Below are 15,455 nucleotides of genomic sequence, written 5' to 3'. Positions count from 1 at the left end.
GGCAGCCCGTAGACTCCCGGAGGTTCTGCCTGCACCTAGACGGAGTGACTCTCTTGCGCACCCTCGATCCGAGAGCGCCGTTCGTGCTCGACACGCGCGAGCTCGGCCGCCGCCCTGGGACCCAGCGCGAGAAGTCCTACGACGCCGAGGCGCCGGCAGGACTCGGCATCGACGTCCTGGGCGTCCCCGAGGGAAGCACGGTCGAGCTCGACCTGCGCCTCGAGGCGGTCATGGAGGGGGTGCTCGTCACCGGCACGGCCTCGGTCGCGCTGGCGGGTGAGTGCTCTCGGTGCCTGGAGCCGATCGAGGACACCCTCACCGTCGACCTCCAGGAGCTCTACGTCTACGACGCCCCCGAGCCGCACCGCGGGGACGACGAGGACGCCGATGTCAGCAGGCTGGAGGACGACCTGGTCGACCTCGAGCCGCTGCTGCGTGACGCGGTGGTGCTCGCACTGCCGTACCAGCCGCTGTGCCGGGACGACTGCCCCGGGCTGTGCACCGAGTGCGGTGCGCGCCTGGCGGACGACCCGGACCACCGGCACGAGGACCCCGTGGATCCTCGGTGGGCCGCGCTGCAGCAGTTGCACGACCAGACCTGATCCACGCACCACCCAGATCCCCAAGGAGCACACCGTGGCAGTCCCGAAGCGGAAGATGTCCCGCAGCAACACGCGGCACCGCCGTTCGGCCTGGAAGGCGGTTGCGCCGTCCCTGGTCAGCTGTGCCAACCCGGCCTGCGACGCCAAGCACCTCCCGCACCGCGCGTGCGGCGAGTGCGGTCAGTACGGCGCCCGCAACGACCGGCGTCAGGTCCTCTGACGTCCCGCCCGGGTGAGCCGGGCGTCGACGATGGCAGCACCACCGCCGCGCCGACCGACGCCCTGCGCGAGCAGCTCGGAGAGCCGGACCTGGCTCCCGAGCTGCTCGAGCTCGCCCTGACGCACCGCTCCTACGCGTACGAGAACGGCAACCTGCCGACCAACGAGCGCCTGGAGTTCCTCGGCGACTCGGTGCTGGGCGTGGTGGTCACCGAGACGCTCTACCGCAGCCACCCCGACCTCTCCGAGGGGCGGTTGGCCAAGCTGCGCGCGGCGTGCGTCAACGCCCGCGCGCTCGCCCGCGTGGCCCGCGCGATCGGCGTCGGCTCGCACCTGCGGCTGGGCAAGGGCGAGGAGGCCACCGGCGGTCGCGAAAAGGCCTCGATCCTCTCCGACACCGTCGAGGCGCTGATCGGCGCGATCTACCTCTCCGGCGGCTTCGAGGAGGCCACCCGGGTGGTGCACCTGCTCTTCGACCCCATGCTCGAGGCGGCCGCCGCGCTCGGCGCGGGGCTCGACTGGAAGACCAGCCTGCAGGAGCTGAGCGCCGAGCACGAGCTCGGCGTGCCCGAGTACGTCATCGAGGCCGACGGGCCCGACCACATGAAGACCTTCACCGCGCAGGTGCGCGTCGCCGACCGCATGCACGGCCACGGTGTGGGGCGGTCGAAGAAGGAGGCCGAGCAGCAGGCGGCCGAGGCGGCGTACCGCACGCTGCACCGCGAGCTCGAGGACAGCACCTCCTCCGACGAGGCCGTCGCGGCCGACGCGGCCACCCGCGAGGGCTGAGCAGGCGCGTGCCCGAGCTGCCCGAGGTCGAGGTGGTCCGCCGCGGCCTGGAGCGCCACGCGCTCGGCCGCGTCGTGCGTCGCGTCGACGTGCTCCACCCCCGCCCCGTACGCCGCCACCCCGGCGGCGCGGGCGACTTCGCCGACCGCCTGGCCGGGGTCGCCTTCACCGCGGCCCGCCGGCGCGGCAAGTTCTGGTGGCTGGCCACCGACGGCGGCGACGCCCTGCTGGGTCACCTCGGGATGTCGGGCCAGATGCTGGTGCAGCCCGAGGGGGCGCCCGACGAGCGCCACCTGCGGGTGCGCCTGGTGCTCGAGGACCGCGAGCTGCGCTTCGTCGACCAGCGCATGTTCGGTGGTCTGCTCGTCTCGACCGGCGGCGCGCAGGTGCCCGGCGAGATCGCCCACATCGCGCTCGACCCGCTCGACCCGGCCTTCGACGACGCCGCCTTCGTGCGCCGCGTCCGGGGCAGCCGCAGCGGCGTCAAGCGACTGCTGCTGCACCAGGAGGTGGTCTCGGGCGTCGGCAACATCTACGCCGACGAGGCGCTGTGGCGCGCGCAGGTGCACGGGGAGCGCCCGGGCGACCGGCTCCGGGTCCGCGACGTGGAGGCGCTGCTCGCCGGCTGCCGCGAGGTCATGCTGGCCGCCCTCGAGCAGGGCGGGACCTCCTTCGACGCGCTCTACGTCAACGTCAACGGCGAGTCGGGCTACTTCGACCGCTCGCTGCACGCCTACGGCCAGGAGGGCCGCCCCTGCGCCCGGTGCGGCACCCCCATCCGCCGCGTCGCCTTCACCAACCGCTCGTCGTACTTCTGCCCGGTCTGCCAGCCCGCGCCGCGGCGGCGGCGTACCTGAGGCCCACCTCCGCGCGCGGAGTTGCCGGGCCGTCAGGGGGCGTGAGACGCTTGGAGACGGCCGGATCGTGCCTGATCAGGCCGTGTGTCAACTGGAAGGCTCGACGTTCATGGCCAAGGCGCTTCTCGGCTACTCGACCGGTCCCGACCCTCGAGTTTCCCACCGCCTGGCAGGGGAGAACCGACTGCTCCGGCAGCGCGTCGCCGACCTGGAGGACATGGTGCTGCGCCTGCAGCACGAGAACGACGCGCTCGCGTCGGTCGCCTCCGCGTCGGTCGACGAGGCCGTCGCGCGCGACACCTCCCTCGCCCACTCCTGAGGCTCCGGCGACCGGTGACCCCGGTCGCCCGGTCCACGCCTGCTCGACCACGCCCGGCCCCGCCTCCCCACTTCCGGGGAGGCTCGTGGGTAGGGTCGCTGGCGCGCTCCTTCCCCGGCGTGCGCTGATCCGACCCCGCCGAGCCACGAACAGGGGAGCCTGACTTGTACCTCAAGAGCCTCACGCTCAAGGGCTTCAAGTCCTTCGCGTCCGCCACCACCCTCCAGCTGGAGCCGGGCATCACCTGCATCGTCGGGCCCAACGGCTCCGGCAAGTCCAACGTCGTCGACGCGCTGGCCTGGGTGATGGGCGAGCAGGGCGCCAAGTCGCTGCGCGGCGGCAAGATGGAGGACGTCATCTTCGCCGGCACGGCCGGCCGGCCCCCGCTGGGCCGCGCCGAGGTCTCGCTGACCATCGACAACACCGACGGCGCGCTGCCGATCGAGTACTCCGAGGTCACGATCAGCCGCACCATGTTCCGCAACGGCGGGTCCGAGTACGCCATCAACGGCCACGGCTGTCGGCTGCTCGACGTGCAGGAGCTGCTCAGCGACTCCGGCATCGGCCGCGAGATGCACGTCATCGTCGGTCAGGGGCAGCTCGACTCGATCCTGCGCGCGACGCCGGAGGACCGCCGCGGCTTCGTCGAGGAGGCGGCCGGGGTCCTCAAGCACCGCAAGCGCAAGGAGAAGGCGCTGCGCAAGCTGGAGTCGACCGACGGCAACCTCACCCGCCTCGCCGACCTGCTCACCGAGATCCGGCGCCAGCTCAAGCCGCTGGGGCGCCAGGCCGAGGTGGCGCGCCGGGCACAGGTCGTGCAGGCCGAGGTGCGCGACGCCCGGGCCCGGTTGCTCGCCGACGACGTGGCCACCGCGCGCACGACCCTGGAGCAGGAGCTCGCCGACGAGTCGGCGCTGCAGCAGCGCCGCGCCGAGCTGGAGGAGCAGCTGACGCGGGCACGCGAGCGCGAGGCCGAGCTCGAGGAGGCGCTGCGCACCGACCTGCCCGCGCTGGCGCAGGCCCAGGAGACCTGGTTCGCCCTGTCGGGCCTGCGGGAGCGGCTGCACGGCACCGCCGGCCTCGCCGCTGAGCGGGTCCGCAACGCCGCGGCGCTCCCGCCCGTGCCCCAGGGTCGCGACCCCGAGGAGCTCGAGACCGAGGCCACCCGGGTGCAGGCCGCGGAGGAGGGCGCCCAGGCCGAGGTGGGCCAGCGCCGGGGAGAGCTCGACGCCGCGCTGCAGGCACGGCAGGACGCCGAGTCGGCCGCCGACGCCGAGCAGCGACGCGTGGCCGACCTGCTGCGCGCCGCCGCCGACCGGCGCGAGGGCCTGGCGCGGCTCAGTGGCCAGCTGGGCGGGCTGCGCAGCCGCGCCGCGGCGGCCGAGGAGGAGCTCGGCCGGCTCGGCGAGGCGCGCGAGCAGGCGCTCACCCGAGCCGAGCGCGCCCAGCAGGCCTTCACCTCCCTGGAGAGCAGGGTCGCCGGGCTCGACGCCGGCGAGCAGGGGCTCGACGCCGAGCACGAGGCGGCGTCCGCGGCGCTGGAGGAGCTCGAGGCGCGCGTCGCCAAGCTGACCGAGGAGCGGTCGCGGCTCGAGCACGAGCGCACCGGTCTCGAGGCTCGCAAGGAGGCCCTCGAGCTCGGCCTCTCGCGCAAGGACGGCGCCGGCTCGCTGCTGGCCGCCACCGACGAGGTCAGCGGGCTGCTGGGGTCGGTCGCCGCGCTGCTGAGCGTCCGGCCGGGCTACGAGGCGGCCGTGGCCGCGGGGCTCGGCACCATGGCCGAGGCCGTCGTGGTGCGCGACCTCGAGTCCGCCGAGCGCGCCCTCGACCACCTCCGCAGCCGGGAGCTCGGTCGCGCCGACCTGCTGGTCGGTGGCGGGCCCTCCGGGAGCCGCGAGCGCCGTGCCCCCGTCGGCTCGCTGACCGCCGCGGCGACCTACGCGATCGACGTCGTCGAGGCGCCGGAGGAGGTCACCGAGGCGCTCGCCGTGCTGCTCGACGGCGTCGCGGTGGTCGACGACCTGGCCTCGGCGCGCGCCCTGGTGCGCGAGCGTCCCGACCTCACGGCCGTCACGCGCGACGGCGACGTGCTCGGCGCCCACGCGGCGCGCGGCGGGTCCAGCGACGGGCAGAGCCTGCTCGAGGTGCAGGCCGCCGTCGACGAGACCGCCGAGCAGGTCACCACCGTCGGTCACGACCTCGAGCGGCTCGGCTTCGAGCTCGGCGCCGTCGAGCGGGAGCGCGAGGAGGCGCAGCGCCGCGCCGACGTCGCGCTGGCCAAGCTGCACGAGTCCGACGCGACCCTGGCCGCCGTCGCCGAGGAGCTCGGGCAGCACGGCTCCCAGGCCCGCAACGCCCGCGCCGAGGCCGAGCGGCTGGCCGAGGCCGTCGCCGCGGCCGAGGCGGCCCGCGACCGCGACCTCGAGGGCCTCGCCGCGCTGGAGGAGCGGCTCGCGCAGGCCGAGCAGGCGCCCGACGAGGAGCCCGACACCGCCGAGCGCGACCGGCTGGCCGAGCTCGCCCGGGCGGCGCGCGCGGCGGAGATGGAGGCGCGGCTGGCGCTGCGCACCGCCGAGGAGCGCGCCCGGGCGCTGCACGGGCGGGCCGACGGCCTGCGCCGGGCCGCCCGTGAGGAGCGCGACTCCCGCGCCCAGGCGATCGCCCGGCGCGAGCAGCTGCTCGCCGAGGGCCGCGCCGGCGAGCTGGTCGCCCGCGCCGCGGCCGTCGTGCTCGACCGGCTGGAGCGCTCGATCGGCGTCGCCGCCCAGGAGCGCGCGTCGATCGAGGCCGCCCGCGCCGACCGCGAGACCGCGCTGCGCGAGCAGCGCACCACCCTGCGTGACCTGGGCCGCTCGCTCGACCGGCTGGTCGACGAGAGCCACCGCGACGAGATGGCCCGCACCCAGCAGCGGATGCGGCTGGAGCAGCTCGAGGAGCGCGCGCTCGACGAGCTCGGCCTCGACGCCGAGGCGCTGGTGGCGGAGTACGGCCCCGACCAGCCGGTGCCGGTCTTCGCCGAGGTGCCCGAGGGCGAGCCGGAGCCCGAGCCCACGGCGTACGACCGCGAGGAGCAGAGCAAGCGGCTGCGCTCCGCGGAGCGCGCGCTCGCCCAGCTCGGACGCATCAACCCGCTCGCGCTGGAGGAGTTCTCCGCGCTGGAGGAGCGTCACAAGTTCCTCACCGAGCAGCTCGAGGACCTCAGGAGCACCCGCAAGGACCTGCTCGACATCGTCCGTGAGGTCGACGAGCGGGTCGAGCAGGTCTTCACCGAGGCCTACGCCGACGTGGAGCGGGCCTTCGCGGCCACCTTCGCCCGGCTCTTCCCCGGAGGGGAGGGGCGGCTGGTGCTCACCGACCCCGACGACATGCTCACGACCGGCATCGAGGTCGAGGCGCGGCCGCCGGGCAAGAAGGTCAAGCGGCTCTCGCTGCTCTCCGGCGGCGAGCGCTCGCTGGTCGCCGTGGCCTTCCTGGTCGCGCTCTTCAAGGCCCGGCCCTCGCCCTTCTACATCCTCGACGAGGTCGAGGCGGCGCTCGACGACACCAACCTCGGCCGCCTGCTCGAGATCTACGAGGAGCTGCGCGAGAGCTCGCAGCTGCTCGTCATCACCCACCAGAAGCGCACCATGGAGGTCGGCGACGCCCTCTACGGCGTCACCATGCGCGGCGACGGCGTGACCACGGTGATCAGCCAGCGGCTGCGTGAGCAGCAGCCGGCGTGACCGACCGGTGAGCGAGCGACCCGCGCGACCGACCCGCGCCGACTACGCCGTGTGGCGGCAGGCGACCACCCGGTGGGCCGACGTCGACGTCTACGGCCACATGAACAACGCGCGCTACTTCGAGCTGATCGACACGGCCGTCAACGCCCACGTCACCGAGGCCGTGGGGGCCGACGTCCGCACGCTGCCGGCCGTCGGCCTGGTCGCCGAGGTCTCCTGCCGCTTCTTCGCCGAGGTCGGCTACCCCGAGCCCGTCGAGCTCGGGCTCGCCTGCGAGCGCCTCGGCACCTCCTCGGTGACCTACCGCGTCGGCCTCTTCCAGGGCCCCGGCGACGAGGCGGCCGCCGAGGGACGCTTCGTGCACGTCTACGTCGACCCCGCGGCGCCCGCCGACGGGGGAGCACGCCGGGTCGTCCGGCCCGTGCCGGAGGCGGTCCGCGCCGCGCTGGCGCCGCTGACCTCCGAGACCTGACCCGGCCGCGGCGTACCGGTGCCCCTGCCCTAGCCTGGTGGACGTCGCTCGGGCCGGGACGCCCGGGCGCCTTCCCCCGATCGTCGTCCCGAGGAGGCCCGATGGGTGCCGTCGTGCTCGTGCTGCTCCCCGCCCTGGTGCTTGCCGCCGCCGTCCTCGTGTACGCCGCCTTCCCCTACCGCGGTGCCGACACCCCCGGTCTGCCGCTCGTCGGCCGGGCGATGCGTCGCGGCGTGCTGCGGCTGCCCACGGTGGCGCCCGCTGAGGAGCGCGAGCTCGAGGCAACGCACAGCCGCTGAGCGGCGGCCCCGCCACGTTTGATTGGATCGGTGCCATGACCGGCATCGAGCTCTACGTCGTCATCGGCGTCGTCGTCCTGCTCCTGGGCGTCGGCGTCGGGATCGCGGCCTTCCTCGGCGGCCGCAGGCAGCCGAAGGCGCCGCCGCGGGAGGCCCCGCGCGACGTCCTCGTCGAGCAGCCACCCGACACCGCCGTCACCACCTCGCCGGAGGCCCCGGTCGAGGAGGAGGCGCCCCCGGTCCCGGTCCTCGACCGCCCGGAGGGCACGGCCGGTCGTCTGGTGCGGCTGCGCCAGCGCCTCTCCCGCTCCCAGGGCGGCTTCGGGCGCGGCCTGCTGGCCCTGCTCTCCCGCGACCGTCTCGACGAGGACACCTGGGAGGAGCTCGAGGACACCCTCATCACCGCCGACGTCGGGGTGGCGCCCACCCAGGAGCTGGTCGAGCGGTTGCGCACGCGGCTGCGGGTCGAGGGCGCCGGCGCCGACCCCCGCACGGTCCTGCGCGAGGAGCTGCTGACGCTCGTCGACCCGACGATGGACCGTCGCGTCGCGGTCACCGGCGAGGACGGCAAGCCCGGCGTGGTGCTGGTGGTGGGCGTCAACGGCGGCGGCAAGACCACCTCGGTCGGCAAGCTCGCCCGGGTCCTGGTGGCGCAGGACAAGAGCGTGGTGCTGGGTGCCGCCGACACCTTCCGCGCCGCGGCCAGCGAGCAGCTGCAGACCTGGGGGGAGCGGGTCGGCGTCGACGTCGTCCGCGGCCCCGAGGGCAGCGACCCGGCCAGCGTGGCCTTCGAGGCCGTCAGGACCGGCGTCGAGCAGGGCGTCGACGTGGTGGTCGTCGACACCGCGGGCCGGCTGCAGAACAAGGCCGGCCTGATGGACGAGCTGGGCAAGGTCAAGCGCGTGGTCGAGAAGCAGGCCCCCGTCACCGAGGTGCTGCTGGTGCTCGACGCGACCACCGGTCAGAACGGTCTGGTCCAGGCCCGGGTCTTCCGCGAGGCGGTCGACGTCACCGGGATCGTGCTGACCAAGCTCGACGGCTCGGCCAAGGGCGGCATCGTGGTCGCCGTGCAGCGCGAGCTCGGCGTGCCCGTCAAGCTCGTCGGCGTCGGCGAGGGTGCCGACGACCTGGCGCCCTTCGACCCGGCGACCTTCGTCGAGGCGCTGCTCTCGGAGTAGCGCCCGCCGTCAGGCGCTGATGCCGCGCACGACGAGGTCGACGAGCGCCTCGAGGTCCTCCGAGGTGGGGGAGTCGTTGCCCATCACCGTCGCCAGCACGACCAGGCCCGAGACCAGCTTGACCAGCAGCGACACCGGGACCTCGACGTCGATCTCGCCGCGTTCCTTGGCGCGCCGGAAGATCTCGCGCGCGTTGCGCTCGGACTGCTCGTGGGCGGCCCGGTAGAGGCTGGCCATCCGGTCGTCGCGCATCGACTCCTTCACGAGCGTGCGCAGGTAGTCGGCCCCGGCGGGCGACTGGGCGAAGCCCAGCTGCGCGCGGTAGGCCTCGGCCAGGTCGCCCCGCAGGGTGCCGGTGTCGGGCACGGGCATCTCGTCGGAGTAGAGCCGCTCCATGGCGGCCACCGCGAGGTCCTCCTTCTTGGCCCAGCGGCGGTAGACCGTGGCCTTCCCGACGCCCGCGGTGGCGGCGACCTCGTCGACGGTCATGGCGTCGAAGCCGCGCAGCAGGATCAGCGACGACGCCGCCGCCAGGATCCGGCCGTCGGCCAGCGGGTCGCGCGGGCGGCCGCGCTTGCGGCGCACCGGGGCGGTGGCGTCGGGCACGACGGCGGGGGCGACCGTGCGGGGCACGGTGGGACGCGGCCCCCCGGCGGTCGAGGCGGGGTCGGGGTAGGCGACCTCCGTCGCGGCCAGCACCTCGTCGCGGGTGCTCGTCATGCTTGCGTCCACCCCCTGAGATTAGGGGGAAACGTCCGCTTTTGCCCGCCTTTCCGGGAAACCGCGCCACGACACACGCACGTAACACAACGCCCGCACCCGTGACTTGGGCGAAACACGGACCTCAGGAACCCGAAACCTCCGGCACCGAGAGTACGGCCAACAGGATCGCGCCGCTCGACGGCGTTGTCGGCTCATGGGCGGTCCGGTCTTGCTCACTCACCACTCAACGGAGGTCCGTCCTATGTACGACGGCTACTACACCTGGATGTTGGTGTCGGCCTCGCTCGTGCTCTTCATGACCACGCCCGGGCTGGCGCTCTTCTACGGCGGCATGAGCCGCTCGAAGTCCGTGCTCAACATGATGATGATGTGCTTCGGCGCGATGGCGGTCGTGGGGATCGTCTACGTGCTGTGGGGCTGGTCGATGACCTACGGCGACACGTCGGTCGCGATGCTCTTCACCAACCCCTTCCAGCTCTTCGGACTCAACGGCGTCGACCCGGGCGACTACGTCTTCGTCGCCTTCCAGCTGACCTTCGCGGTCATCACCGCGGCGCTGATCGCCGGTGCGATCGCCGACCGCGTGAAGTTCTCGGCGTGGATGGTCTTCGTCCCGATCTGGGTCACGCTCTCCTACTTCCCGCTGGCCCACATGGTGTGGGGTGGCGGCTTCCTCAGCGGTGAGGACGGCGCGCTCGCCGACCTGATCGGCACCGCGGCCCCCGTCGACTACGCCGGCGGTACCGTCGTGCACATCAACGCGGGCGTCGCGGGCCTCGTGCTCGCCCTGCTCATCGGCAAGCGGCTCGGCTTCGGCAAGGAGCCGATGAAGCCGCACAACCTGACGCTGACCATGATCGGCGCCGGCATCCTGTGGTTCGGCTGGTTCGGCTTCAACGTGGGCTCCATCGTCTTCGTCGACGGCTCGGGCGGCGAGGCCGACCTGACGCAGTTCACCACCGAGACCGGCCTGGTCTGGCTCAACACCACCGTCTGCACCTGCGCGGCGATCCTCGGCTGGCTCGTGGTGGAGAAGATCCGCGACGGCAAGGCCACCTCCCTGGGTGCCGCCTCCGGCGTGGTCGCCGGCCTGGTGGCCATCACCCCGGCCTGTGGCTCGCTCTCGCCCGTGGGCTCCATCGTGCTCGGCCTCGTGGCCGGCTCGCTGTGCGCGCTGGCGGTCGGCCTGAAGTACAAGTTCGGCTACGACGACTCGCTCGACGTCGTGGGCGTCCACCTCGTCGGTGGTCTCGTCGGCACCGTCGGCATCGGCTTCCTGGCCACCAGCGGCGGCCTCTTCTACGGCGATGGCCTCAGCCAGCTCGTCACCCAGGTCGTCGTCGCGCTGTACGCGGTCGTCTGGTCCGGCGTCGCGACGCTGATCGTCGGCCTGCTGGTCAAGGTCACCCTCGGGTGGCGCATCGAGGGCGAGGACGAGATCGAGGGCATCGACTACAAGGAGCACGGCGAGGCCGCCTACGACCTCAACGCCTCCTCGGGCGCCCGCTCCGGTCTCGTCGGCGGCCCGGCCGTCCTGGCCGGCGCCACCCCCACGGCGAAGGAGGGATCGAAGGCATGAGGCTCATCACCGCGGTGATCAAGCCGCACAAGTGGGAAGAGGTCCGCTCGGCGCTGGAGGCCTTCGGCGTGACGGGCATGACCGTCAGCGAGGTCAGCGGCTACGGCCGGCAGAAGGGTCACACCGAGGTCTACCGGGGCGCGGAGTACGACATCGCCCTGGTGCCAAAGATCCGCGTGGAGATCCTGGTCGACGACGCGGACGTCGACGACGTCGCCGGCATCGTCGTCAAGGCGGCGCAGACCGGTCGCATCGGCGACGGCAAGGTCTGGGTCTCGCCGGTCGACAGCGTGGTGCGGGTGCGCACCGGCGACCGGGACGAAGCCGCGATCTGATCCGCACGCACGTGCACACGGCCCGCGACGTCACCGGGGTGGAGACACCTCGGCGGCGTCGCGGGCCGACGCGTTGCCCCGGGCTCGCTCCCGGGTCCCCTCGACTCACCTGAGAGGTTGTCCGACATGTTGCTCATCACCGCGGTCATCAAGCCGCACCAGTGGGAGTCCGTCCGCGAGGCGCTCGAGGGCGTCGGCGTGACGGGCATGACCGTCAGCGAGGTCAGCGGCTACGGCCGGCAGAAGGGCCACACCGAGGTCTACCGGGGTGCGGAGTACGACATCGCCCTGGTGCCGAAGGTCAAGGTCGAGGTCCTCGTCGACGACGCCGACGCGGGCCCGGTCTCCGAGGCCATCGTGGCCGCGGCCCACACCGGTCGCATCGGCGACGGCAAGGTCTGGGTCTCGCCGGTGGAGTCGGTCGTGCGGGTCCGCACCGGCGATCGCGACAGCGCCGCCCTCTGAGGGCGGCCCCGCGATGACCGCCGCCGAGCGCGCCGAGCGCACCGCGGCAGCCGACGACCTGTGCCGCGCGGCGTACGCCAAGGCGGACTGCCCCCAGACGGGGGTCTCGCTCGTCGCCGTCGGCGGCTACGGCCGCGGCGAGCTGGCCCCCTTCAGCGACCTCGACGTCGTCCTGGTGCACGACGCCGCCGTCGAGCCGGGCGACTGGGCCGCACAGGTCTGGTACCCCCTGTGGGACTCCGGGGCGGACGTCGACCACGCCGTGCGCACCGTCGAGGAGGTGCAGCAGCAGGCCTCGGCCGACCTGCGGGTCGCGCTCGGCATGCTCGACTGCCGCCACCTTGCCGGCGACCCCGGCGTGACGCTGCGGCTGCGCTCCGCGGTCTCCACCCAGTGGCGCCGTGACGCCCGGCTGCGCCTCGGCGAGCTGAGGCAGCTCGTGGCCGAGCGCCGCGCCCGCCACCCGGAGCTGGCCCACGCGTCGGTGCCGGACCTCAAGCAGTCGACCGGTGGGCTGCGCGACGCCACCCTGCTCAAGGCGCTGGTGGCCAGCTGGCTGGTCGACGTGCCCCACGGAGACCTGGAGCGCTCGCGCCAGGGGCTGCTCGACGTCCGCGACGCGCTGCACACCGTCGCCGGCCGGGCGACCGACCGGATCGTCCCCGAGTACTGGCCCGACCTGGCCGACGTGCTGGGGCTGCCCGGCGGGGAGGCGGCCCAGCGGCACCTGCGGGTGCTCGCGCGCCGGCTCGCCCACCTCGCCTCGCTCGCCTGGCAGCGGGCCGAGGCGGCGCAGCGCCGTCCGGCGCCGAGCGGGGGACGGCGACCGCGCCTGGAGACGGTGGCCCCCGGCGTCGCGATCTCCTTCGAGGAGGTGGTGCTCGACCGCGGGGCGGCGATCGCCGGCGACCCGCTGCTGCTGCTGCGCTGCGCGGCCGAGGCCGCCGAGCGCGGCCTGGTGCTGGCGCCGCCGACCGCGTCACGCCTGGTGCGCGAGGGGGCGCGGCTGCCCGAGCCCTGGCCGCACGAGGCGCGCGACCTGCTGGTGCGTCTGCTCGCCTCCGGGCCGGGCCTGCGCTCGGTGTGGGAGACGCTCGAGGAGACCGGGGCACTCGACCTGGTGCTCCCGGAGTGGGAGCGGGTGCGGCTGCTCCCGCACGCCTCGGAGATCCACCGCTTCACCGTCGACCGCCACATGATCGAGACCTGCGTCGAGGCGGCCGGGCTGATCCGTCGGGTCGCACGTCCCGACGTGCTGGCGGTCTCCGCCCTGCTGCACGACATCGGCAAGGGCGGGCTCACCGAGCACTGCGTGGCCGGGGAGCCGGTGGCGCGCGAGGTGGCCGCACGGATCGGCTTCGACGCCCGTGAGGTCGACCTCGTCGGCACGCTGGTCCGCTGGCACCTGCTGCTCCCCGAGACGGCCACGACCCGCGACCCCGAGGACCCCGCCACCGTCGCGGTGGTCGCCGAGCGCCTCCACGACCGCGAGGAGCTCGAGCTGCTGGCGGCGCTCACCGAGGCCGACGCCCGGGCCACCTCCGAGAAGGCCTGGACGCGCTGGCGCGCCTCGCTGGTCGCCGACCTCGTACGGCGTGCTGCCGCCGTGCTCTCCGACGACCCCGTGGCCGACGACGAGGTCGAGCAGGTCACGCCGGAGATCGTCGTCCCCGCCGCCGTGGCCGCCGACCCGCGCGAGGTCGCCGTGAGCGTCGAGGACCACCCCGACGGCGCCCGCGTGACGGTGGTCTCCGGCGACCGCCTCGGCCTGCTGGCGGACGCCGCCGCGATGCTGGCGCTGCAACGGGTCTCGGTGCGTGCTGCCCGGGCCTGGCCGCAGGACCGCTACGGCGTCTCGGTGTGGGACGTCGTCGAGCACGACCTCGACGCGGTCCTGCTGCGGCAGCGCCTCGAGGCCATCGTCGAGGGTCGCCTCGACGTCGCCTCCCGGCTGCGGCTGGGCCCGGCGCTGCGACTGGCACCCTCCGTGGCCGTGCGGCCCGAGGTCTCGGAGTCGGCGACCGTGCTCGAGGTGCGCTCCGACGACCGGCCCGCCCTGATCCACGTCGTGTGCCGGGCGCTCGCGGGAGCGGAGGTGTCGGTGCGCTCGGCGCACGTCTCGACGCTGGGCCCGCAGGCGGTCGACGTCTTCTACGTGCAGGAGGCCTGGGCCGGGGTGCTCTCCGAGGAGCGGGCCGCCGAGGCGGCCCACGTGGTGCGCGCGGCCCTCGAACGCACCTTCGGCACCACCCCCGACTAGTCTTGAGCGGTGGCCCGGGCACCCCGCCCGGGCCGGCCAGACGCCGTCCACCTCGAGGTTGCTCCGTTGTTCGCCACGCTCTCCGACCGGCTCGCCGACACCTTCAAGAACCTCCGCGGCAAGGGCCGGCTCTCCGAGGCCGACATCGACGCGACCGCGCGCGAGATCCGGCTCGCCCTGCTCGAGGCCGACGTGGCGCTCCCGGTGGTCAAGGAGTTCATCGCCGCGGTCAAGGAGCGGGCCCGCGGCGTCGAGGTCAGCGGGGCGCTCAACCCGGCCCAGCAGGTCATCAAGATCGTCAACGAGGAGCTCGTCTCGATCCTCGGCGGCGAGACCCGGCGGCTGCGCTTCGCCAAGAACCCCCCGACCGTCATCATGCTCGCGGGCCTCCAGGGCGCCGGCAAGACCACGCTGGCCGCCAAGCTCGCGCTGTGGCTCAAGGGCCAGGGCAGCAGCCCCATGCTGGTCGCCGCCGACCTGCAGCGCCCCAACGCGGTCAACCAGCTGCAGGTCAACGGCGAGCGCGCCGGCGTCACGGTCTTCGCCCCCGAGCCCGGCAACGGCGTCGGTGACCCGGTCACGGTCGCCCGCCGGGCGATCGAGGAGGCCAAGCGCACGCTGCACGACGTGGTCATCGTCGACACCGCCGGTCGCCTGGGCATCGACGCCGAGCTGATGCAGCAGGCCGCCGACATCCGCGACGCCGTGCAGCCCGACGAGGTGCTCTTCGTCGTCGACGCCATGATCGGCCAGGACGCCGTCACCACGGCGCAGGCCTTCCTCGACGGCGTCGGCTACGACGCGGTCGTGCTCACCAAGCTCGACGGCGACGCCCGCGGCGGTGCGGCGCTGTCGATCGCGAAGATGACCGGCAAGCCCGTCATGTTCGCCTCCAACGGCGAGAAGCTCGTCGACTTCGACCTCTTCCACCCCGACCGGATGGCCTCGCGCATCCTCGACATGGGCGACCTGCTCACCCTGATCGAGCAGGCCGAGCGCACCTTCGACGCCGACCAGGCCGCCAAGGCGGCGGCCAAGCTCTCGGGCGAGGGCGGGGAGTTCACCCTCGACGACTTCCTCGAGCAGATGCAGCAGGTCCGCAAGATGGGCTCGCTGAGCAAGATGCTCGGGATGCTCCCCGGCATGGGTCAGTTCCGCGACCAGCTCGAGAACTTCGACGAGCGCGAGATCGACCGGATCCAGGCGATCATCCAGTCGATGACGCCGGCCGAGCGCGACAACCCCAAGCTCATCGACGGGTCACGCCGGGCCCGCATCGCCCGCGGGTCGGGCCGCCAGGTCAGCGACGTCAACCAGCTGGTCGACCGCTTCTTCGAGGCGCGCAAGATGATGCAGCAGATGGCGCGCGGCGGCGGGATGCCGGGCATGCCAGGGATGCCGGGCATGCCGGGGATGCCCGGCGGCGGCAAGAAGGCCGGCGCGCGGCAGGCCCCGCAGAAGAAGAAGGGCAAGGGTGCCCGCAAGTCCGGCAACCCCGCCAAGCGGGCGCAGCAGGAGACCGAGAAGCCCGCCGCGGCCCCCGGCTCCGCCTTCGGTCTCGGCGGCAAGCAGCAGGACGACGACGTCGACCTCTCCGCGCTCGGCGACCTCTCCAAGTTCCTGAAGTAGCGGCGGA

At 73.9% G+C, this 15,455-nt stretch carries 15 protein-coding genes; 14 read left to right on the top strand and 1 reads right to left on the bottom strand.

Going from position 1 to position 15,455, the window contains the following annotated elements; genetic code table 11:
• Positions 1-83 precede the first annotated feature (83 nt).
• The 9 genes from IG63_RS0100660 (at position 84) to ftsY (ending at position 8,457) form a co-directional block, all read left to right on the top strand.
• Complete coding sequence (locus tag IG63_RS0100660) at positions 84-602, top strand: YceD family protein (protein ID WP_036194112.1); 519 nt, start codon at positions 84-86, stop codon at positions 600-602.
• A 34-nt stretch (positions 603-636) separates the two neighbouring features.
• Positions 637-822 (top strand): 50S ribosomal protein L32, encoded by a 186-nt coding sequence (gene rpmF / locus IG63_RS21940; RefSeq protein WP_084596442.1) that lies wholly within the window; start codon positions 637-639, stop codon positions 820-822.
• Positions 777-1,610 carry a ribonuclease III gene (rnc, locus tag IG63_RS0100655; RefSeq protein WP_084596440.1) on the top strand — a complete coding sequence of 278 codons (834 nt, stop codon included), beginning with the start codon at positions 777-779 and terminating at the stop codon, positions 1,608-1,610. Before rpmF ends, rnc begins: the two co-directional genes overlap by 46 nt.
• 8 nt (positions 1,611-1,618) lie before the next feature.
• Complete coding sequence (gene mutM, locus IG63_RS0100650) at positions 1,619-2,467, top strand: bifunctional DNA-formamidopyrimidine glycosylase/DNA-(apurinic or apyrimidinic site) lyase (protein ID WP_030482450.1); 849 nt, start codon at positions 1,619-1,621, stop codon at positions 2,465-2,467.
• A 109-nt stretch (positions 2,468-2,576) separates the two neighbouring features.
• Positions 2,577-2,786 (top strand): hypothetical protein, encoded by a 210-nt coding sequence (locus IG63_RS0100645; RefSeq protein ID WP_030482449.1) that lies wholly within the window; start codon positions 2,577-2,579, stop codon positions 2,784-2,786.
• Positions 2,787-2,950: 164 nt separating this feature from the next.
• Positions 2,951-6,508, top strand: coding sequence for a chromosome segregation protein SMC (smc, locus tag IG63_RS0100640; RefSeq protein ID WP_030482448.1), 3,558 nt, complete (start codon positions 2,951-2,953; stop codon positions 6,506-6,508).
• Positions 6,509-6,515: 7 nt separating this feature from the next.
• On the top strand, positions 6,516-6,980 hold the full coding sequence (locus tag IG63_RS20270; protein ID WP_036194215.1) for an acyl-CoA thioesterase: 465 nt from the start codon (positions 6,516-6,518) through the stop codon (positions 6,978-6,980).
• A 101-nt stretch (positions 6,981-7,081) separates the two neighbouring features.
• Positions 7,082-7,279 carry a hypothetical protein gene (locus IG63_RS0100630; protein ID WP_030482446.1) on the top strand — a complete coding sequence of 66 codons (198 nt, stop codon included), beginning with the start codon at positions 7,082-7,084 and terminating at the stop codon, positions 7,277-7,279.
• A 35-nt stretch (positions 7,280-7,314) separates the two neighbouring features.
• Positions 7,315-8,457, top strand: coding sequence for a signal recognition particle-docking protein FtsY (ftsY, locus tag IG63_RS0100625; protein ID WP_030482445.1), 1,143 nt, complete (start codon positions 7,315-7,317; stop codon positions 8,455-8,457).
• Between the two features lie 9 nt (positions 8,458-8,466).
• Here the strand turns inward: ftsY and IG63_RS0100620 are convergent, their stop codons facing one another.
• Positions 8,467-9,177 (bottom strand): TetR/AcrR family transcriptional regulator, encoded by a 711-nt coding sequence (locus tag IG63_RS0100620; RefSeq protein WP_051705997.1) that lies wholly within the window; start codon positions 9,175-9,177, stop codon positions 8,467-8,469.
• Positions 9,178-9,421: 244 nt separating this feature from the next.
• Here IG63_RS0100620 and IG63_RS0100615 point away from each other — a divergent pair, with 244 nt between their 5' ends.
• From IG63_RS0100615 to ffh, 5 genes are all read left to right on the top strand, one after another.
• Entirely contained in the window at positions 9,422-10,759 is a 1,338-nt protein-coding gene (locus IG63_RS0100615; protein WP_211249156.1) for an ammonium transporter, read from the top strand.
• Positions 10,756-11,094, top strand: a complete 339-nt coding sequence (locus tag IG63_RS0100610; RefSeq protein ID WP_030482442.1) for a P-II family nitrogen regulator — start codon at positions 10,756-10,758, stop codon at positions 11,092-11,094. Before IG63_RS0100615 ends, IG63_RS0100610 begins: the two co-directional genes overlap by 4 nt.
• A gap of 126 nt (positions 11,095-11,220) precedes the next feature.
• Entirely contained in the window at positions 11,221-11,559 is a 339-nt protein-coding gene (locus tag IG63_RS0100605) for a P-II family nitrogen regulator (protein ID WP_030482441.1), read from the top strand.
• 13 nt (positions 11,560-11,572) lie between these two features.
• Positions 11,573-13,819 carry a [protein-PII] uridylyltransferase gene (locus IG63_RS0100600; protein WP_030482440.1) on the top strand — a complete coding sequence of 749 codons (2,247 nt, stop codon included), beginning with the start codon at positions 11,573-11,575 and terminating at the stop codon, positions 13,817-13,819.
• A 66-nt stretch (positions 13,820-13,885) separates the two neighbouring features.
• Positions 13,886-15,448 (top strand): signal recognition particle protein, encoded by a 1,563-nt coding sequence (gene ffh, locus IG63_RS0100595; protein WP_030482439.1) that lies wholly within the window; start codon positions 13,886-13,888, stop codon positions 15,446-15,448.
• Positions 15,449-15,455: the final 7 nt, after the last annotated feature.

Origin of the sequence: Nocardioides aequoreus (assembly GCF_000720335.1) — a bacterium.
GTDB lineage: Bacteria > Actinomycetota > Actinomycetes > Propionibacteriales > Nocardioidaceae > Marmoricola > Marmoricola aequoreus.
This window is presented reverse-complemented; position numbering and strand designations above follow the sequence as displayed.

Excerpts from the sequence above, each read along its gene's own strand:
- IG63_RS0100610 (WP_030482442.1), top strand. The coding sequence starts at position 10,756 with ATGAGGCTCATCACCGCGGTGATCAAGCCGCACAAGTGGGAAGAGGTC.
- IG63_RS0100615 (WP_211249156.1), top strand. The coding sequence starts at position 9,422 with ATGTACGACGGCTACTACACCTGGATGTTGGTGTCGGCCTCGCTCGTG.
- ftsY (WP_030482445.1), top strand. The coding sequence starts at position 7,315 with ATGACCGGCATCGAGCTCTACGTCGTCATCGGCGTCGTCGTCCTGCTC.
- IG63_RS0100620 (WP_051705997.1), bottom strand. The coding sequence starts at position 9,177 with ATGACGAGCACCCGCGACGAGGTGCTGGCCGCGACGGAGGTCGCCTAC.
- IG63_RS0100630 (WP_030482446.1), top strand. The coding sequence starts at position 7,082 with ATGGGTGCCGTCGTGCTCGTGCTGCTCCCCGCCCTGGTGCTTGCCGCC.
- IG63_RS0100600 (WP_030482440.1), top strand. The coding sequence starts at position 11,573 with ATGACCGCCGCCGAGCGCGCCGAGCGCACCGCGGCAGCCGACGACCTG.
- IG63_RS0100645 (WP_030482449.1), top strand. The coding sequence starts at position 2,577 with ATGGCCAAGGCGCTTCTCGGCTACTCGACCGGTCCCGACCCTCGAGTT.
- IG63_RS0100605 (WP_030482441.1), top strand. The coding sequence starts at position 11,221 with ATGTTGCTCATCACCGCGGTCATCAAGCCGCACCAGTGGGAGTCCGTC.